This is a genomic window from Clostridium sp. AM25-23AC, from assembly GCF_003435125.1.
Lineage (GTDB): Bacteria > Bacillota > Clostridia > Lachnospirales > Lachnospiraceae > Pilosibacter > Pilosibacter fragilis.
Genome location: NZ_QWGI01000009.1, coordinates 100035 through 119192 on the forward strand (window position 1 = coordinate 100035; position 19158 = coordinate 119192).

At 49.5% G+C, this 19158-nt stretch carries 17 protein-coding genes and 2 tRNA genes; 17 read left to right on the forward strand and 2 right to left on the reverse strand.

Features of this window, described 5'->3' with window-relative positions; translation table 11 throughout:
* Positions 1–4: 4 nt before the first annotated feature.
* Both DW677_RS07470 and DW677_RS07475 read right to left on the reverse strand, forming a co-directional pair.
* Positions 5–1207, reverse strand: coding sequence for a CoA transferase (locus tag DW677_RS07470; RefSeq protein ID WP_015553693.1), 1203 nt, complete (start codon positions 1205–1207; stop codon positions 5–7).
* Positions 1208–1246: 39 nt separating this feature from the next.
* Positions 1247–2029, reverse strand: a complete 783-nt coding sequence (locus DW677_RS07475) for an enoyl-CoA hydratase-related protein (RefSeq protein ID WP_015553694.1) — start codon at positions 2027–2029, stop codon at positions 1247–1249.
* Between the two features lie 337 nt (positions 2030–2366).
* Here DW677_RS07475 and DW677_RS07480 point away from each other — a divergent pair, with 337 nt between their 5' ends.
* The 17 genes from DW677_RS07480 (at position 2367) to DW677_RS07555 (ending at position 19146) form a co-directional block, all read left to right on the forward strand.
* Positions 2367–3554: a thiolase family protein gene (locus DW677_RS07480; protein ID WP_015553695.1), complete on the forward strand. Its 1188-nt coding sequence runs from the start codon at positions 2367–2369 to the stop codon at positions 3552–3554.
* Between the two features lie 70 nt (positions 3555–3624).
* Positions 3625–4515, forward strand: a complete 891-nt coding sequence (locus DW677_RS07485) for a 3-hydroxyacyl-CoA dehydrogenase family protein (protein ID WP_015553696.1) — start codon at positions 3625–3627, stop codon at positions 4513–4515.
* 17 nt (positions 4516–4532) lie between these two features.
* Positions 4533–5492: a hydroxyacid dehydrogenase gene (locus tag DW677_RS07490; RefSeq protein ID WP_117470363.1), complete on the forward strand. Its 960-nt coding sequence runs from the start codon at positions 4533–4535 to the stop codon at positions 5490–5492.
* A 35-nt stretch (positions 5493–5527) separates the two neighbouring features.
* Complete coding sequence (locus tag DW677_RS07495) at positions 5528–6730, forward strand: pyridoxal phosphate-dependent aminotransferase (protein WP_117470362.1); 1203 nt, start codon at positions 5528–5530, stop codon at positions 6728–6730.
* A gap of 112 nt (positions 6731–6842) precedes the next feature.
* The gene (nhaC, locus tag DW677_RS07500) at positions 6843–8279 is read left to right on the forward strand and encodes a Na+/H+ antiporter NhaC (protein ID WP_015553699.1); all 1437 of its coding nucleotides are present in this window, start codon (positions 6843–6845) and stop codon (positions 8277–8279) included.
* Between the two features lie 72 nt (positions 8280–8351).
* Entirely contained in the window at positions 8352–9572 is a 1221-nt protein-coding gene (gene alr, locus DW677_RS07505; protein WP_117566790.1) for an alanine racemase, read from the forward strand.
* Between the two features lie 18 nt (positions 9573–9590).
* Entirely contained in the window at positions 9591–10775 is a 1185-nt protein-coding gene (locus DW677_RS07510; RefSeq protein WP_117470359.1) for a MalY/PatB family protein, read from the forward strand.
* A gap of 43 nt (positions 10776–10818) precedes the next feature.
* Positions 10819–12015 carry a M20 family metallopeptidase gene (locus DW677_RS07515; protein ID WP_117566791.1) on the forward strand — a complete coding sequence of 399 codons (1197 nt, stop codon included), beginning with the start codon at positions 10819–10821 and terminating at the stop codon, positions 12013–12015.
* Positions 12016–12029: 14 nt separating this feature from the next.
* Positions 12030–13319 (forward strand): nickel-dependent lactate racemase, encoded by a 1290-nt coding sequence (larA, locus tag DW677_RS07520; protein WP_015553703.1) that lies wholly within the window; start codon positions 12030–12032, stop codon positions 13317–13319.
* Entirely contained in the window at positions 13316–13612 is a 297-nt protein-coding gene (locus DW677_RS07525; RefSeq protein ID WP_117470356.1) for a UxaA family hydrolase, read from the forward strand. The genes larA and DW677_RS07525 overlap by 4 nt, the downstream gene beginning before the upstream one ends.
* 10 nt (positions 13613–13622) lie before the next feature.
* The gene (locus DW677_RS07530) at positions 13623–14801 is read left to right on the forward strand and encodes a UxaA family hydrolase (RefSeq protein WP_015553704.1); all 1179 of its coding nucleotides are present in this window, start codon (positions 13623–13625) and stop codon (positions 14799–14801) included.
* A gap of 182 nt (positions 14802–14983) precedes the next feature.
* The gene (locus DW677_RS07535; RefSeq protein ID WP_015553705.1) at positions 14984–15097 is read left to right on the forward strand and encodes an AbgT family transporter; all 114 of its coding nucleotides are present in this window, start codon (positions 14984–14986) and stop codon (positions 15095–15097) included.
* Between the two features lie 9 nt (positions 15098–15106).
* Entirely contained in the window at positions 15107–16522 is a 1416-nt protein-coding gene (locus DW677_RS07540) for an AbgT family transporter (RefSeq protein ID WP_278286992.1), read from the forward strand.
* Positions 16523–16613: 91 nt separating this feature from the next.
* Positions 16614–18200, forward strand: coding sequence for a D-aminoacylase (locus DW677_RS07545; protein WP_117566793.1), 1587 nt, complete (start codon positions 16614–16616; stop codon positions 18198–18200).
* 405 nt (positions 18201–18605) lie between these two features.
* Positions 18606–18755, forward strand: a complete 150-nt coding sequence (locus DW677_RS18290) for a hypothetical protein (RefSeq protein ID WP_165859957.1) — start codon at positions 18606–18608, stop codon at positions 18753–18755.
* Positions 18756–18996: 241 nt separating this feature from the next.
* Positions 18997–19070 (forward strand) — tRNA-Pro (locus DW677_RS07550).
* 4 nt (positions 19071–19074) lie between these two features.
* A tRNA-Glu gene (locus DW677_RS07555) sits at positions 19075–19146 on the forward strand.
* Positions 19147–19158: the final 12 nt, after the last annotated feature.

A 19158-nucleotide genomic window follows, 5' to 3' on the forward strand; every position in this document is an offset into this window, starting at 1 on the left:
CGTGTTATCTGATATCTTTTCCTTCATACATTTTCTGGATCTTATCATCAGAATATCCAAGCTCTTCCAGGATCTCCTTCGTGTCGCTTCCCACATTCCTTGACTCCCTGCATGGGATCTTAGCCGGATCGATGGATGCAAAATGTACCGGACCGTTCGTAAATACCGTCTTTGTTCCATCCTGATATTCATGGAAATAAGTGTAATGGTTTGCCTGTACCTGCTCATCATACGGAACATCCTTAAAGTGATAGCAGATCTCATGCGGCAGATCATGGTCGTTTAAGATCTTGTGCCAGTATTCCACGGTCTGTTCCTTGAACACTTCATCGAGGATCTTGGTGAGGTCTGCTTTATTTGCATAATAGGCGTTCTGAGTTGAAAATCTCGGATCTTCTGCGAGTTCCGGATGACCGATGCAGCCGCAGAACTCCGGGAACCGTCTGTAATCCACGATCGCCAGATAGATCCACTCGCCGTCTTTACCCTGATATGTATTGCTGCATGCATGTGCGCAGTTGTACCTGTCTCTCGGGTACTCTCTTCCGTTGAAACCATTTAAAATACCGCAGGTGAAAATATAGGTTCCCATCTGAAGAAGCGACACATCGACCTTGTCGCCGACTCCGGTCTTTGTTCTCTTAAATAATGCTGCCGCGATTCCTCCGGCAAGAGAGATCGCAACACTGTGATCTCCCACCCCGGCAACCGTCATGATCGGCGGTCCTCCTGCCGGTGCAAAGTCTCTTAAAAATCCTGTTCTCGCACAGAACGCGGTATAATCGTATCCTGGGCGGTTCTTCTCAGCACCTTCACTGCCATATCCGAGAACAGACGCGTGTACCAGTTTCGGAAACTGATCCTTCAGCTGATCATAGGTCAGACCCATCTGTTCCAGCGCCTGGACCCTGTAGTTGGTCAGGAATACATCGGCTGTCGCAAGAAGCTTCATCATTGCCTCTTTTCCTTCCGGCGTACGCATATTGAACGCGACAAAGCGCTTATTGATGTTCTGCATATCAAAGTTGGGATTCGCATGTTCTGTATACGGGGAAAGCGAGGTTCCATACTGCTTTCTCCACGGATCTCCATTCATGGATTCTACTTTAATTACATCGGCCCCCCACTCTGCCAGGAGTCTCGCTGTCATCGGGCCGGCCAACATTGTCGATAACTCTACTACTTTAATTCCCTCTAACGGTTTCATATCTGCTATTCCTCCAGTCTCTATTTTTATTTCAGGGGCTTAACAGCCTTTAAATTCTGCCTTTCTCTTTTCCAGGAATGCCTGGGTCCCTTCTTTTCTGTCCTCGGTTCCAAAGGCAACTGTCTGGGCGATGCGCTCGAAAAGAAGACCCGTATTAATATCGGTATCCATTCCCACGTTGATCGCCATCTTTGCAAGTCTCGTCGCCACAGGTCCTTTCTTCATGATCTGTTCCGCCATGGCTTTCGCGGCTTCCATCAGTTCTTCTCTCGTGTCCCCTGTCACCTGGTTCACAAGTCCGATCAGCTTCGCCTCCTCGGCAGTGATGATCCTGCCCGTGTAGATCAGTTCTTTTGCTCTTCCGACTCCCACGAGTCTCGCAAGTCTCTGTGTGCCTCCGGCTCCCGGAATAATACTCAGACTCGTCTCCGGCTGTCCGAATTTTGATCTTCCAGTCGCGATCCGGATATCGCACGCCATCGCCAGCTCACATCCACCGCCAAGCGCATATCCGTTGATCGCACATATTACCGGTTTATAGAGGTCTTCCAATGCTTTTAATGCAATTGTCGAAGTTCCCATCAGCATCTTCAGAGTCGGTCTGTCATGAATCTCCTGGATATCCGCACCGCTTGCAAGAGCCTTGTCCCCGGCTCCGCTGATAATGATGACCTGAACACTGTCATCATTCCCGGCAGCCTCAACAGCAGTCTGAATATCTTTCCACATTTCCGGGGAAAGAGCATTTCTCACTTCCGGTCTGTTTAATGTCAGATAAAGGATCCCATCTTTTACTTCATATAAGATATTTTTAAATTCCATCGTACCGCTTCTCCCTTCTTAGACTCTGTATTCGATCATCATATGCACAATTTTAACAATCAGCATTTGTAATATTTCTTGAGCAACAATTATGCCACAGATAAAATCTGATCTTTTTTCCATGAGTTGGTGCAATTTGCGTGCACTTTTTGTTTTTATTTTATCTGTTTGCACTTTTTGCACTTATTTGCACTTTTATTTTTGTCTTTTCAAGCCTTTTTCAATGTTTTACATCTTGGCACGCTTATTGCTGTTTAATTTAGGGCAGATTGCACACACACACTTGAGCATTTCTTCCAACCGGTCGATTTTGCTCATTACGCAAGGAGGATTCTATATGGAAACTGTTTATATTGTAGGTGCTGTCCGCACCGCAATCGGAAAATACGGCGGTTCCCTGAAAACCGTTCCGGCACACACGCTGGCAGCTGAAGTTATGAAAGAAGCTGTAAAGCGGGCCGGGATCCAGCCGGATATCATTGATGAAGTCATCCTCGGCGAAGTCCGTCAGAGCACAGAGGCATCAAATATTGCACGATCTGCTCTTCTCGAAGCCGGTTTCCCGGAGACGATTCCAGGCTTCACAGTCAACAGGCTCTGTGCCTCTTCCATGCAGGCAGTGAATTCCGGATGCCAGGAGATCTGGCTCGGCGAAGCCGACTGCATCGTTGCAGGCGGAACTGAGAATATGAGCCGTGCTCCGATCTATCTTCGCGGCACCCGCTGGGGCGGCAACAAGAACACACTGGTTGATTCCAACATTGAAGCCGGAACGACGGCCCAGCCATATTCCGTATATGGAAGCGGGCTCAGCATGTCAAAGACAGCTGAAAATGTCGCTGAACGTTTTCACATTTCAAAGGAAGAACAGGATGCCTTCGCAGTAGAAAGCCAGCACCGGGCTGCCGAGGCGATCGCTGCCGGATATTTTAAAGAAGAGATCCTTCCGATCGAAGTAAAGGAAAAGAAATCCAGTTTTATCTTCGATACCGATGAATTTGTAAAGCCGACAACTACCATGGAAGTACTTGCAAAGCTGAAACCGATCGTAAAACCTGACGGAACCGTAACTGCCGGAAATGCATGCGGTCTCAATGACGGTGCCGCCTGTCTCGTTCTTATGAGTGAGAAAAAGGTTAAAGAAACCGGCGTGAAGCCGCTCGCAAAGATCGTCGATGTCACAGCAGCTGCTCTTGATCCTGAGATCATGGGATACGGACCTGTCGTTTCAACAAAGAAGATCCTTGAACGGAATAACTGGAGTATTGCAGATCTCGACCTTGTTGAATTAAACGAGGCATTCGCAGCTCAGGCTGTTGCATGTATCCGTGATCTGGAACTCGATCCATTAAAAGTAAATATCAACGGCGGTGCTATTGCACTTGGACATCCGCTGGGATGCACCGGTGCCCGCCTGATCGTCACTCTGATCCATAACTTAAAGAGGACCGGAGGAAGAAAAGGACTTGCCACTCTCTGTATCGGAGGCGGACAGTCCATGGCAACTCTCATCGAGTTGTGCTGATCATGCCGAATCTTTTTCAATACAGAATGGATGCCTGTTTTGAAAATATCAGAAAGGAAAAGGTAACATTATGAATTCACAGGATTTAAAAACGATCGCTGTCATTGGGGCCGGAGCTATGGGACAGCAGATCGCAATGAATACAGCGATCAACGGCAGGAAGCTTGGATACAACGTGATCCTCTGTGACAGTTTTGAAAAGGCTGTTGAGAAAGCTTCTGCCTGGGCCGATACCTATCTGAAGGGTCGCGTTGAAAAAGGGCGTCTCACCGCCGAGGAAGCCGATTTTGTAAAACAGCATCTTACTATCACAAGCGATGTTGACGGTGCCGCAGCGAAAGCAGATTTTATCATCGAAGCGATCATTGAGGATCTGAAAGTTAAACGTGAACTTTTCCAGAGAATCAGCCGGATCTGCAAACCAGATGCGATTCTCTCCACAAACAGTTCAAACATTGTAAGTTCCAAACTTGCTGATGTGACTGAAAATCCTTCCAGACTTCTGAATGTCCATTATTTCAATCCGGCACTCGTCATGAAGCTTGTGGAACTTGTAAAGGGACCGCACACTTCCGATGAAACGATCGAAATTGCGAAGGCATTCGCAGTGAACACTGGAAAAAGCCCGATCGTCATTCAGAAAGAGATTCCTGGATTCGTCGCAAACAGGATCAATGCAGCTGTCACTCACGAGGCTCTCTCCCTTCTCGAAAAGGGAATCGCAACGGTTGAAGATATTGATACTGCCTGTGAGAAAGGTTTGAACTATCCGATGGGACCGTTTAAATTAATGGATCTGACCGGAATCGATGTTTACTATTATGTTCGATGTGACCGCTATGCGGAGTCCCATGATCCGTTCGATGCACCTCATCCTCTCGCTGTTGAGAAATTTAAAAAGGGAGAATTTGGTAGAAAAACCGGAAAAGGATGGTATGATTATACAGATACGAAAAAATAAGAATCGAGGAAATGCTTATGAAATTTGTATTGACACAACCACTTGACGAAGCCGCAATGAAGGTCCTAAAGGAAGCTGGTGCCGACGTTTATATTGCCAATTCTCCGGATCTTCCTTCCTATATTGATAAGATCCAGGAAGCCGATGCCCTGGTCATCCGTGTCGGACAGTGTACCGCAGAAGTGATCGATGCCTGCCCGAATTTAAAGGTGATCGGAATCACCGGTGTCGGATATGACCGTGTTGACGTTGCACATGCCTCAGGCAAAAAGCTCCCGGTGGTCTTCACTCCAGGTGCAAACAGTCTCTCCGTTGCCGAACACACCGTCGCACTGATGTTTGCAGCGGCGAAAAATCTTTCCGAATCTGATGAGGAATTGCGAAAAGGGAACTGGAAGATCCGCGATGCCGGAAAAGCCATTGAGCTTTCCGGTAAGAAAGTTGGAATCATCGGTGTCGGTGCGATCGGTGCCAAGGTTGCAGCGATCTGCAAGGGAATCGGCATGGAGACCGCAGGGTTCAGTCATTCAAAGAACCGCGCAAAGGTGGAAGCTGCCGGATGTGAATACTATGAAAATATGGATGATCTCTTAAGAGACTGCGATTTTATCACGATCCACAATCCGCTGACACCGGAGACAACCAATATGATCTCCTCGAGAGAACTTCATCTTATGAAAAAGAGCGCGATCCTCATCAACACGAGCCGCGGTCCGATCGTAAATGAGAAGGACCTGGCAGATGCGCTGAACAACGATGTGATCGCAGCAGCCGGAATCGACGTATTCAGCGAGGAACCTGCTGTTCTCGATAATCCGGTCTTCCATTGTAAGAACACGATCGTAACGCCGCATCTTGCAGCTCTCACAAAAGAGGCGAAGGCAAGAATGCATGTTAACAGTGTCAAAGGATGTCTGGCGATCTTAAACGGAACTGAATGGCCGGATGTTGTCGACAAGAGCGTTTACAAGAAATAAATCATCCCATTACGATAGAAAGCGAGGATCTGTGTATGAATAAAAATTACGATTTAGCTGTTGGTGCAAAACGTCTTGAAAAAGTAACCCCTTCCCTGATCCGTACGATCCTTGACCGTGCTTCCGTTCTCCGTTCCGAGGGAAAGCCGGTAATTCCGTTCAGTGCAGGTGAGCCGGACTTCAACACTCCGTCCGATATCAAGGAAGCAGCGATCCGCGCGATCACAAACAATCAGAGTAAATATACTTCCAACCGCGGATATCCGGCTTTAAGAAAAGTTCTTCACGACTATATCAAACGTGAGACAACCGTCGATTATGATCCGGAGACAGAGATTCTTGTCACAAGCAGTGCCGCTGAGGCTCTCAACAATGCGATCATGACTTTCGTCGATGAAGGCGATGATGTTATTGTTTTCACTCCGTCCTTCGTCTCCTATAAATGTCTCGTCAATATGTGCGGCGGCAACTTTGTTGACATTCCGTTGGACGGTGCAAAAGGATATCAGCTGGATATTGAGGCTGTAAAGAAAGCGATCACGGATAAGACAAAAATGGTGATCATCAACAACCCGTGCAACCCGACCGGTGCTGTTTTCGATTATGATTCACTGAAAGAGCTCTGTGAACTTGCTGTTGAGCACAACTTCCTGATCCTCTCCGATGAGATCTACAGCCGTCTGGTATACGACGGAGCAACCTTCTACTCCATTGCTTCCTTCCCGGGAATGAAGGACCACAGCATTATCATCAGTGGATTCTCGAAAACCTTTGCAATGACTGGCTGGCGTATCGGATATCTTTCTACAGCAAAGAAATTTGCGGACAAAATCCTTCGTACCCATCAGTATTCCACAACCTGCTCTCCGACTTTCATCCAGGTAGCCCTCTCCGAGGCAATGGACACCAAGCGTACCAGAAAAGAAGTTGTTGAGATGCACGATGCATTTGCAAAACGCAGACAGATGTTCATGGATGGTCTTGATGAGATTCCGGGACTTTCCTACAGCAAACCGTACGGCGCATTCTACATCATGGTAGACGTATCCGGTCTCGGTATGACGAGTTCCGAATTCTCCCAGAAATTGCTGGAAGAGAAATATGTTGCAACTGTTCCGGCTATCGGCCTTGGCGAAACCACCGGTAAATATGTTCGTATCTCCTACGCAACATCCGATGAAAATATTAAAGAAGGCCTTCGCCGGATAAAGGAGATGGTTTCTGAGCTTAAGAAATAATGTTGCCCACAGGATCTTTTCTTTGCCGGATCCTGCAAGACCATGACCACCCATGGTAAAACAGCCATGGATGGTTCCCCTGTTTCACACATTTACATATGGAGGGATATACATGGAGAAAAAGACTGAGAACATTCGTATTTCATTGACTGATTCCATTATTTTGATGCTCGTCATCATTGCAGAGATCGTCTTCTGCGTAAGAGGCGGCCTGAATCTGGCTGTTCCGCTTCTTCTGACCTGGCTCATTATTTTCCTGTACTGTAAGATCCGCAAGCTTCCATGGGATGTCGTTGAAGGATACGCTTTACAGGGTGTTCGTGATGGATTCCAATCTGTCTGCATCGTTGCAGCTGTCGGCTGTCTGATCGGAACATGGATCCTCGGCGGAACGATTCCTACCATGATCTATTATGGACTGAAACTCATCAACCCGAACATTTTCCTTCCGTGCACATTAATCCTCTGCTCTATCCTGTCGGTATTCACAGGAACTTCCTATGGTTCCGCAGCATCCGCAGGACTTGCCTGCATGGGAATTGGTCTTTCCATGGGATTTCCTCCGGGACTGGTTGCCGGTGCAGTTATCTCCGGTGCTCTTTTCGGTGATAAGATGTCCCCGTTCTCTGATACTACAAACCTTGCACCTGCGATGGCAGGCGGCACACTTTTCGGGCATATCCGTTCCATGTGCTATACCACTCTTCCGGGCTGGCTGATCTGTCTCGTGATCTTTGGTATCGCAGGTGCCCGCTATTCCGTTGCAGACTATGATCCGACTACAGTTATCGAATACATGGGCGGTCTTGCTGATAACTTCAACATCGGCATTATTCCGCTGATCCCGATCGTTCTTGTTATCGTGATGCTGCTCTTCAAGATCCCGGCACTTCCGACGATCCTCATCGGCGCGCTTCTCGGAGCCGGTTCCGCTATGATCTCCCAGGGCGCAGGAATTCTCGACTGCATCAAAGTCATGCACAAAGGATTCTCCATTGACTCCGGCATCTTCCTTGTCGATAAGCTTTTAAACCGCGGCGGACTTTCCAGCATGTACGATATCATGATGATCATGATCTTTGCCATGGGACTTGGCGGCATGCTTGACCGTATGGGCGTACTCATGAATCTGATCGGTGGACTTGTGAAACGGATCCATACAGTATTCCACCTCGTACTCAGTACAATGCTCGTATCCTATATCTCCGGTGCGATCGGATGTACAATGTCCATGGCACACGTTGTAACAGGTAAACTCTTTGCTCCGATCTACAAAAAAGAAGGCGTTGATCCGAATGTCCTTTCCAGAACCATGGAGGACTGCGGTACCTTAGGCGGAACATTGATGCCGTGGCATACAAACGCGGTATACTTTACAGGAACTCTCGGAGTCCTCTACTCCCAGTATATCCCTTGGGTTCTCTTATGCTACATCGTTCCGATCCTGTCCCTGATCGCAGCAGCTACCGGATACGGTATCTGGTATGTTGATCCGGAAACAGGAAAACGGATCCCGAAAGATCAGGCACCGATCAACAAAAAATCATAACTTCTTTCAGGTCTCAACGGCGAGGAGCTTCTTTGCTTCCCGCCGTTTTTTCAAAGGAGGTATCACGTATTTATGGATCGAATGGATTTAAACTGCTATAACAGCCGTCTTGAGATCAATCTGAGCCGGATTGGGCGCAACATTGATAAAATAAGAGCTTACACCGGTGGGCTGGGGCTGATCCCTGTCGTAAAAAGCAACGCTTACGGCTACGGAACTGCCGCCGTCGCGAATTTCCTTGTCCACCGCTGCGGGATCCGTTTTCTGGCCGTTGCCCGTCTCTTTGAGGCATGCCAGATCCAGGATTCCGGCTGTCCGGACTGCGGGATCTTAATTCTTGGCCCCGTTCCTGCTTTCCAGATCCCCACGATCGTCAAACGTAAGATCGAAATTCCGCTCTTCCGCGTCGAAGACGCAAAACGCCTCAGCGAAGAGGCAAAAAAGCAGGGACTGGCTTCCGTGAAAGCCCACATTAAGATCGAGACCGGCATGAACCGGATCGGTGCACGGCCTGGGAAAGAACTTTCTGACCTTCTCTCCTGTATAAAAGGACTCGGTAATATTGAAATCGACGGTGTTTTCACACACTTCGCAACGGCAGATCAGGCGAATGAAGGAAAAGGGAATGATTTTACAAGAGAACAGTTTTCCCGTTTCCTTGAGGGGCTTTCCCAGATCAGGGAAGCCGGGATCACTCCGCATTATGTACACTGCTGCAACACAGGGGCGACCGCATGGTTAAAAGAAGCCTATTCCGTCTGCACCCATGTACGGACCGGAAGCCTCTATCTCGGCTACTCCTCCATCCAGAATGACTGGAATCCCATCGGCGTCGAGGAGTCCGGAAGCTGGAAGACCATGATCGTAAATATCCGGGAGATCGTCCCCGGGGAAAGCGTCGGTTATGGGCGTACTTTTATGCCGGATCACCCCGCAAAGGTCGCTGTCATCGGTATCGGATACGGTGACGGATATACCCGCAGTTTTGCCGTAAGCGGCGCTCCCGCGCTCATAAACGGAGTCCGCTGCCGTTTTGTCGGGACCTGTATGGATATGAGCTTTCTCGACGTGACCGATGTGGATTGCAAGATCGGCGATGAGGTGACACTCTTCGGTGAGGACGGAAAAGGAAACCGGATCAGCGGACTGGAGATCGGTCACCTGATGGGTGAAACAAGACTTGCCATGTTCTCCCACATCACGGAAAGAGCCGCGCGGACCTACTCCCTCGATGACGGAAAAACATATCTCAGCGAAGAGGATTACTTTCAGGCGATTCAGAAGCAGCTTTAAGCTTCAAGGAGGTTATTTATGAAATATAATTTTACAGACTGCACCCCAAGAAACGATGTCGGTTCAGGAAAATGGAATGAGATGAAAAACTATACGATCCACAAACCGGAGGAAGTCATTCCTTTCTCTGTCGCCGATATGGAATTTCAGATTGCGCCGGAGATCCGTGATGGTCTAAAGACTTATATCGATACTTATGTTCCGGGTTACGCAAATCCGACAAAAACATACTTCGAATCCGTGTGCAGATGGCAGAAGGATCACCATGGATGGGAGATCCAGCCTGACTGGATCATGAGCACCCCGGGCGTTGTGAATGCCTTTCATAATGCGGTTCAGTTTCTGACAGAACCTGGGGACGGTATTCTCCTTCTTACCCCGACCTACTACCCGATGTACAATGCGGTCACCGCCAACGGACGCATCATCATGGGAAGTTCCCTCACCCTGAAAACCGATCATTACGAGATCGACTTTGAAGATTTTGAGAGAAATGCCGCCGATCCCCACACAAAACTCTTTATCCTTTGCAATCCGCAGAACCCGACCAGCCGTGTATTCACCCGCGAAGAACTGGAGCGGATGGGAGATATCTGCATGAAGCACCATGTATTCGTCTGCTCCGACGAGATCCACGGCGATCTGATCATGCCTGGTCATGTCCATATTCCATTTGCCTCCATCAAGCAGGAGTTCGCAGACCATTCCATGACCTGTACCGCAGCCAGCAAGACATTCAACCTTGCCGGATTCCAGACATCTGCCATTATCATCAAGGATCCTGAGATCCGCGCAGCGTTCCTGAAACACCAGAAAACCACCGAGATCAATCCGAAATGCAATATTCTCGGCTACGAGGCCACCAGACTCGCCTACACCTTCGGAGAAGAATGGTATCAGGAGATGCTTTCCGTGATCGAGACAAACTATAAGCTGATCACCGATTTCTGCCGGAAAGAGCTTCCAAAGATCCAGATCATCAACCTGGAAGGTACTTATCTCCTCTGGATGGATTTCCGAAAATACGGAATTGAAGGAAAAGAGCTCGCTGAGCTGTTGAAATCAAAGGCAAATCTCTTTTTCGATGACGGCTATATTTTTGGCAGTGAGGGTGAAGGTTTCGAGCGCTGGAATCTCGCCGCCCCGACAAGACTTGTTGAAGCCGGCTTAAAGAGACTGAAAGATACAATGGAATCCTTATAATTTTACACTTCACAGACTTTGCATATAAAAGGAGGAACCGCCCATGATCGATTTTAAACAGGAAGCACAGGATATCTCTAAAGAACTTGTTGAATTTCGCCGGAATTTTCATATGCACCCCGAAGCAAGCAGGACAGAATTTCACACTGCTGAAACAGTCGCTGCCCTGCTGGAATCTCTTGGAATCGAAGTAAACCGTGATTACGCCGGGGATCTCCCGAGTGTTGTCGGTCTTTTGAAGGGCGGTCATGATGGTCCGACCGTTGCGCTGCGCGCCGATATGGATGCGTTAAGGCTTCAGGAGATGAATACCTTCTCCTATCGGTCCCAGAACGACGGTGTCATGCACGCCTGCGGCCATGATGCCCACACTGCATCCCTGATGGGCGCTGTCATTTTGCTGGCCCGCCACCGCGATCAGATGCACGGAAATGTAAAATTCATATTTGAACCTGCAGAGGAGGACATCGGCGGCGGCCGTTTTATGGTTCCGAACGGCGTTCTGGAGAATCCCCATGTGGACGCGATCTTCGGGCTTCATGTGGAAAACGCCTACCCGGTGGGATCCATCGGTGTGTGCAGCGGAGAGATGATGGCTGCCTCTGACCGCCTCATTATCAAGATCAAAGGCCGGACCGCACACGGCGCTTACCCGCACCTCGGAATCGATGCCATGATGATCGCCGCGCACTTTCTCGTAGCTGTCCAGACCATGATGGCAAGAGAAAAAGATACATTCAGCCACGCGATCATCACCTTCGGTCAGATCAAAGGCGGAACAGCCCGAAATATTATCTGTGATGAAGTGGAGATAAACGGTATCTGCCGCACGTTCAACCCCGAGACCCGTGAAATGCTGAACCGCAGAATTGATGAGATCTTAAAGGGAATCACTATGACCTTCGGCGGAACTTATGAATTCGAACGCCAGAGAAGTCATCCGGCACTGATCTGTGACCCGGATATGGCAGAACATGTAAGAGAGACCGCCGATATGATCCTCGGTTCCGGTCATGTGATCGATCTGCCCCACGGCAGTCTCGGCTGCGAATCCTTCGCATATTTCGCAGAAGCCAGAAAAGGTGCATTCTTCTGGATGGGAACCGGAAATAAAGAGGCAGGCATTGATAAGCCTCTTCACTCCTCCAGCTTTGATATTGATGAACGTGCTCTTCCACTTGCATCCGCCATGCATGCGGCTCTCGCCTGGAATTATCTTGAAAAACACTCTCAGTCATAAAAAGGAGGTACTGCATGATAAGAACCATCTCCATCCCGTACTACACCTCTTCCATGGATCTGCACGTGGAAGAAAAAAATCTGAAAACAGTCATCACGGCAAAGACAGAGGACTACGTTCCGGAGAAATCCCCGAAGGAACTCATCGAGGATGCCCTGGAACATCCCATCGGCACCCCGAAGCTCTCCGAACTTGCAAAAGGGAAAAATAAAGTCGTTCTTGTCACCAGCGATCACACCAGGGCTGTCCCCAGCAGACTGACGCTGCCGATCCTTTTAAAGGAAATCCGCAAAGGAAATCCTGATGCAGACATCATCATCCTGATCGCCACCGGACTCCATCGGGAGACGACCGAGGAGGAACAGCGCCGCATGTTCGGGGATGATATTGTCGATCACGAAAAAATATCTGTAAACCATGCATTCCAGAATGAGGAATTTGCGTTTGTCCGTGAACTTCCATCCGGCGCAGAGCTCTGGGTAAACCGTCTGGCACTCGGGTGTGATCTGCTCGTTACGGAAGGTTTCATTGAGCCGCACTTCTTTGCCGGATTTTCAGGCGGACGAAAAAGTATTCTTCCCGGCATCTGCAACGCTGCGACTGTAAATGAGAATCACTCCTACAAGGCGATTTCCAGCCCGTTTTCCACAACCGGTGTCCTGGAACACAACCCGATCCACGAAGATATGGTATGTGCTGCCAGAGCCGTCAATGTACAGTTCATCCTGAATGTAGCGCTGAACGCCGAGAAGCAGGTGATTGCCGCATTTGCCGGAGATCTGGAACAGGCCCACGAAAAAGGTGTTTCCTTCGTGCGCAGTCTCGCCCAGTGCCCCTGCACCACCGGCGATATCGTCATCACCTCAAACGGCGGCTACCCGTTGGATCAGAATCTTTATCAGAGTCCGAAGGCTGTGGCAACCGCTGAAGCGTGCTGCAGGGAGGGCGGAGTCATCATCATGTGTGCCTCCTGCATCGACGGTATGGGCGGAACCCATTTTGAGAAGCTGATCGTCAAAGGTTCCGTGGAGGAAATAGATGAATATTTATCAAAAATTCCTCCAAAAGAGACCATTCCAGAACAATGGTGTGCCCAGATCTACTCCCGTATCCTGAAAAAACATACCGTCATTCTCGTCACCACTTACCTCGATCACGACCTGGTGCGGAAAGCAAATATGATCCCGGCTTCCAGCCCCGATGAAGCGCTGCAGAAAGCTTACGATCTTGTCGGAAAAGATGCCAGCGTCGTTGTGATTCCTGACGGAGTCGCTGTTCTCGCAGTAAAGGAGGGACAGGCATGAGCGGAAACCTCGCATTAAAGATCGATGATCTGGACAATGTCGCTACAATTTTTGCAAACGGCATGAAAAAGGGAATGTCCGTTGAGATCCATGATAAGAAAGGACATTCCGAAACCATCACTCTTCTCGACGATATCCCCTATGGTCACAAGATTGCTCTCTGTGATCTGGCCCCGGGCGATCTCATCATGAAATACGGAGAGTGTATCGGAACTGCCAGCCACCCGATCAAAAAAGGGAATTATGTACACGTACACAATCTCGACGCACGCCGCGGCAGAGGCGATCTGTAAGGAGGTCCGTATGAGTTATACATTTAAAGGCTACCGGCGCAAAAACGGCGGGGTCGGTTCCAGAAATCTTGTTGCCGTAATTCCCAGCGTGATCTGTGCCAATGACGTCGCGCAGGCGATCGTCCGCCAGGTACAGGGAACTATCGGATATTTCCACCACCAAGGATGCTGCCAGCTTCCTCTCGACCTGAAACGCGTCACAGATGTCCTCTCCAATCTCGGACAGAGCGCCAATATCGGCGCTGCCCTGATCGTCAGCCTCGGGTGCGAGGGAACTGACCACGAACGCATTGTCCGGGAGATTGCAGCTTCCGGAAAACCAGTGGAGATCATCCGGATCCAGGAGCTCGGAGGAACCTCCCGGGCGATCCAGGCCGGTATCGATGCCGCCCAGAAGCTCGTCATGGAGATCTCCGGTCTTCAGCGGGAAACAGTTGATGCTTCCGAAATTATCATGTCCATCAAGTGCGGCGCTTCCGACACGACCTCCGGTCTCGCTTCAAACGCCGTGATCGGATATGTTGCGGACAAGCTTGTGGATCTCGGAGGAACCGTGATCTTCGGGGAAACGACCGAGTTCCTCGGCGGCGAGCACATTCTGGCAAACCGTGCCGTCGGCGGTCCTGACGGACCTATCGGTCAGAAGATCTATGAGATCGTAAACAGAATGGAAAACAGGGCAAAGGCCGTGGGAGAAGACATGCGAGGCGGACAGCCTACACCCGGAAATATTGAAGGCGGACTTTCCAGCATTGAGGAAAAAAGCCTGGGCGCTATCGTAAAATCCGGTCATCGGCCGATTCAGGGAGTTCTGGAATACTGCGACCGGATTGACGGCCGAAAAGGCCTCTGGATCAAAGATGCCCCGGGAAGAGAACCCGAGATTCTCACAGGAATGGCCTGCACCGGTGCACAAGTTATGATGTTCTCCACTGGACGCGGAGCTCCACAGGGATTTCCGTCCATGCCGGTCATAAAGATCTGCGGAAATCCCAATACCTATGAACGGATGCAGCATGACATGGATCTCAATGCCGGACGGATCATTCTCGGCGAAAAGAGTATTGAGGAAGTCGGTGAGGAGGCGTTTGATCTTCTCCTGAAGGTTCTTTCCGGGCAGATGACAAAGAATGAGGCCCTCTGCTATTTCGGCTCTATGGACATCTTCTGCCTCGGACCCGTGATCTGAGTTCCAAAATTTTTACTTCGGCATCACTCTCTCATCCTGGGATATCCCTCATTCCAAGATACAGAGTTTTGCAAATATATTTCCTTATCTGACCCCAATTTTTTATCTGGCTGGAGGTGATATGCAGCATTTACCTGTAACCATACATATTTTCACAAATACCAGAAAAGGAGAGTATCACTATGGCAAACAACACATCTACAACTACTGAAACCCGCTCCTCCGGATTCCTCGGTGCTGTTGAGCGCCTCGGAAACAAAATCCCCCACCCTGTCTATCTTTTCATCTGTCTCTAGGTCATCGCCCTGGCTGCGTCCTGCATCCTGGGAACGATGGGCGTATCCGTTATCAACCCCACAAACGGAGAGACCGTCACCGTTATCAATATGATGACTTCCGCAGCATGGGCTGATTTTCTGAAAGACATGGGTAAGACCTGGATGACATTTGCTCCTATGCTCACTGTTCCGATCTGTACTCTCGGTATGGCTGTCGCTACCCACAGCGGCATGCTGAATGCAGCACTGAAAAGTGCGGGCGCAACTGCAAATGAATGGAAAATGGCGCTCATTGTTGCATTTATCGGCGTTCTCGCCAATCTCGCCGGTGATGCCGCATTTATCGTTTTCCCACCGCTTGTAGCCATGCTCTATGTGTCTTCCAACCGTAACCCGTTAGATGGTCTTTTCCTGGCATATGGATCCGTTTCCATCGGCTTTGGCGCAAACCTTCTTCCTGGATCTGTAGATGCTTCCCTCGCTGCCCTGACAGAGGCGGCAGCCCAGACTCTGGATCCCAGCTACACAGCAAGCCCTGTCATGGGATGGTACTTCATGTTTGTCTCCACTTTTATCACAATGTTCCTCTGCGCTTTTGTCAGCCTGAAAGTTGTTGAGCCGCGCCTTAAGAGAGAAAATCTCGGAACTTCCGGTATCAAGCCGAACGAAGAGTACACACCGATGACGGATCTGGAACGCAAGGCTTTAAAGGGCGGACTTCTCGGAATCGCTGCTGTTCTCATCGTGTGTGCAATTCTCTGCCTGCCGGGTCTTCCGTTCCAGGCTCCGGAAGGCGGCACGATCATGACCGGTTATCTCTTTAAGTGTATTCCGACTATCATCTTTGCGCTTTTCTTTGTATCCGGCTATGTATACGGAAAAATTGCGGGAACGATCAAGAAATTCGGCGACACGATTCCGATGATGCAGAAAGAACTCGGTACACTCGCAAGCTTCTTCCTGATCTGCTTCTTTGCTTTCCAGTTCATCTCCGTATTCGGTTCCAGCAAGATCGCAACCGTGATCGCGGTTATCTGCGGCGGTGGATTAAACGGACTCGGACTTCCTGCACCGATCCTCATGGGATTATTCGTTGTTCTTACCGCTTTCATCAACCTGTTCATGGGTTCCGCGAACGGAAAATGGGCACTCTTAGCTTCCATCTTCGTTCCGATGTTCATGATCGCCGGTGTCAATCCGGCTTCCGTACAGGTTGCATACCGAATGGGCGATGGAATCACCAACAATATCTGCCCGACTCTCGCGTACCTTGCGATTCTCCTCGGATATGCACAGCAGTACGAGCCGCGCGCCAAGACAGGAATCTGTATTGCCTACCAGCTGCCCTACACTCTGATCGCCGGCGGTGTCTGGATCGTGTTCTTAATGATCTGGATCGCCCTCGGGATCCCGATGGGACCGGGCTACGCTCCGACTCTTTAACTTACCTGAAACAGCCCGCCTTCCAATCCGGCGGGCTGTTTTTTCTATCCTGCGGCATGTCAAATCATCCATTGAAAATCGAGGAACGAATATGAAAAAATTTATAATTCAGAATGCATATGTTATTGACGGAAGCGGAACTCCCGCTTTCCCTGCGGATGTCCTTATTGAGGATGGAACGATCAAAGCCATCGGGAAACAGGATCCGCAGCAGGCGGGCATGGTGATCGATGCCCACGGACTCACCCTGGCGCCCGGATTCATAAATTCCCACAGCCACGGCGACATGATGGCTGATCTCGACGATACTTTTTTCCAGGAGGCGGAACAGGGAGTCACCACTTTGATCGCGGGCATGTGCGGAATTTCCGCCGCTCCGTTTTCTATGGAACACCTGGAAAGCTGCCTGGAAACAGCCGCCACCGTCGTTCATTACGACTTTTCCTCCTCCGCCACAAAAAGAGTTTCCTACGCCGGCTATCTGGATATGATGGACCGCCCGCTTGGAACAAATATGGCCGTCTGCGTCGGACATGGAACGCTCCGTGCCGCAGTTATGGGAATGGCGGACCGTGAACCGGATCCGGCCGAACTGGAACACATGAAAGCAATTCTACAGGAATGCATGGAGGCGGGTGCTCTTGGAATCTCCTATGGGCTTCAGTATCCTGCCGGGTGCTATGCCGGCTCTTCTGAACTTGCAGTCCTTTCTTCCGTCGCAGCGCGTTTCGGCGGCATCACCTCCGCCCATATCCGGAGTGAAGGTAATCAGCTTGTGGAATCCGTCACAGAGATGGTACAGGCCACGGCACAAAGCAGCTGTACGCTTGTCATCTCCCATCACAAGGCAATCAACCGTCCAAACTGGGGAAAAACCGCTGCTACGATTTCTCTCATGCAGGAGGTAAATCAGCAGGGACATTCCGTTTACTGCGATGTCTATCCTTACACAGCATCCTCCACCGGTCTGAAATCCCGGATTCCCCAGTCCATGCATGTCCTGGGAGAAGAAAAGCTTCTGCAGATGCTGTCGGATCCATCCGGCCGCAGGAAGATGCGCGATGCGATCCTGGCAGGAATGATGCCGGAAGAACGATTCGGGACAACCATGTTCGGCGCATCTGTCACTCATCCTGATTATACGGGACAGATGGTTTGCGATCTCGCCTCACGGCTTGACCTGGATCCCTGTGAACTGGTCATGGATGTTCTCTATGATGACCGGCTGACTACGAACGGTATTTACCACTGTATGCAGGATGAGGATGTAAACCGGGTACTTCAATTTTCCCATTCCATGATCGGCTCCGACGGGCTTTACTACAAAGGGTGTTCCGGCGCTCATCCCAGAGCATTCGGAACGTTTACGCGGGTACTCGGACATTACGTCCGCGAAAAAAATGTTCTTTCCCTTGAGGAGGCTGTCCGGAAAATGACCTCTCTTCCAGCTTCCGTCTATCAGCTGAAGGGAAAGGGACTAATCCGACCGGGCATGGACGCAGATCTGGTTCTGTTCGATCCTCATACCGTATCTGATCAGGCAGATTTTACTGATTTTTCCAAAAGAGGCACTGGCATTGAACTGGTCTGGATTCGAGGAGAAAAAATTGTGGAACACGGAATTTATAATGGTGTGAAGGCAGGTAAACTAATCCGCCACGTCCCTCATATTTCATAATTTCACACTTTTTTCACACACAACACAATATTTCAACACATTTTTCCACTATCCTATAAAGCGTAACAGGATAGCAAGCCTGGAACAAAATATACTTTTTCATACTTGACCGGCAGAACGTTCTGTCGGTCCCTCCCTTAATTTAAAAACATTTATAATATAAATCCCCTCTTTTTAAGGCTGCCGCAGGAGTAGAAATGCGGTAGCCTTTTTATTCATTCCGTCAATCGCTTGAAAAACAATTCTGCATAGCAGACTGTACTGAACTATGATTCAATCAGGAGTGCTCTGAGAACAATATAACATATCTTTGCCTGGTCTCTCGAGTACAATGACTGGCATGATTACTGGGCGATCGTTCCGTCTTCAGTCTTCAATATGTTCGTACATCCGGAAACGCTTCATGTGATCCCCTTGCTGGATCCGCCGCCGTCGAAGACCTGTTACGCGATCTACCGGAAAGATCAGAATGTGATGCCGGACTCCCCGATCGGGATCTGCCTGAGGGAGCTGCGCAGGCTGGTAGAGGAAAACCATTGGATCGAGAAATTATGATTTCCTATCTGTTTGCCTGACTTATCGCGGAATATCACGAAGGCGGTGAGCGTTTTTCAAGCGCTGTTTTTCCTTATAAAATAAGGCTTTGCAGGGATTTCTCCGAACCCGGAAAATTCGCCGAAAAAACTTTTTTTGGAAAAATTGAAATTTTCTTAAAAAAACGCTTGCATTTTTTTCTGAGTCATGATAATATATACAAGTCGCTGGTAAACAGCGCAAAACAAACGCTCAAGAACATCGAGGCGTGGCTCAGTTTGGTAGAGCGCTGCGTTCGGGACGCAGAGGTCGCAAGTTCGAATCTTGTCGCCTCGATTCTGGCCTGTTGGTCAAGCGGTCAAGACGACGCCCTCTCACGGCGTAAACCCGGGTTCGATTCCCGGACAGGTCATGAAGCTGTATG

Coding starts and splice junctions, on each gene's coding strand:
- DW677_RS07480 (WP_015553695.1), top strand. CDS start 2,367: ATGGAAACTGTTTATATTGTAGGTGCTGTCCGCACCGCAATCGGAAAA.
- DW677_RS07525 (WP_117470356.1), top strand. CDS start 13,316: ATGAGCGGAAACCTCGCATTAAAGATCGATGATCTGGACAATGTCGCT.
- nhaC (WP_015553699.1), top strand. CDS start 6,843: ATGGAGAAAAAGACTGAGAACATTCGTATTTCATTGACTGATTCCATT.
- DW677_RS07485 (WP_015553696.1), top strand. CDS start 3,625: ATGAATTCACAGGATTTAAAAACGATCGCTGTCATTGGGGCCGGAGCT.
- DW677_RS07545 (WP_117566793.1), top strand. CDS start 16,614: ATGAAAAAATTTATAATTCAGAATGCATATGTTATTGACGGAAGCGGA.
- DW677_RS07475 (WP_015553694.1), bottom strand. CDS start 2,029: ATGGAATTTAAAAATATCTTATATGAAGTAAAAGATGGGATCCTTTAT.
- larA (WP_015553703.1), top strand. CDS start 12,030: ATGATAAGAACCATCTCCATCCCGTACTACACCTCTTCCATGGATCTG.
- DW677_RS07510 (WP_117470359.1), top strand. CDS start 9,591: ATGAAATATAATTTTACAGACTGCACCCCAAGAAACGATGTCGGTTCA.
- DW677_RS07495 (WP_117470362.1), top strand. CDS start 5,528: ATGAATAAAAATTACGATTTAGCTGTTGGTGCAAAACGTCTTGAAAAA.
- DW677_RS07515 (WP_117566791.1), top strand. CDS start 10,819: ATGATCGATTTTAAACAGGAAGCACAGGATATCTCTAAAGAACTTGTT.
- DW677_RS07530 (WP_015553704.1), top strand. CDS start 13,623: ATGAGTTATACATTTAAAGGCTACCGGCGCAAAAACGGCGGGGTCGGT.
- DW677_RS07490 (WP_117470363.1), top strand. CDS start 4,533: ATGAAATTTGTATTGACACAACCACTTGACGAAGCCGCAATGAAGGTC.
- DW677_RS07535 (WP_015553705.1), top strand. CDS start 14,984: ATGGCAAACAACACATCTACAACTACTGAAACCCGCTCCTCCGGATTC.
- alr (WP_117566790.1), top strand. CDS start 8,352: ATGGATCGAATGGATTTAAACTGCTATAACAGCCGTCTTGAGATCAAT.
- DW677_RS07470 (WP_015553693.1), bottom strand. CDS start 1,207: ATGAAACCGTTAGAGGGAATTAAAGTAGTAGAGTTATCGACAATGTTG.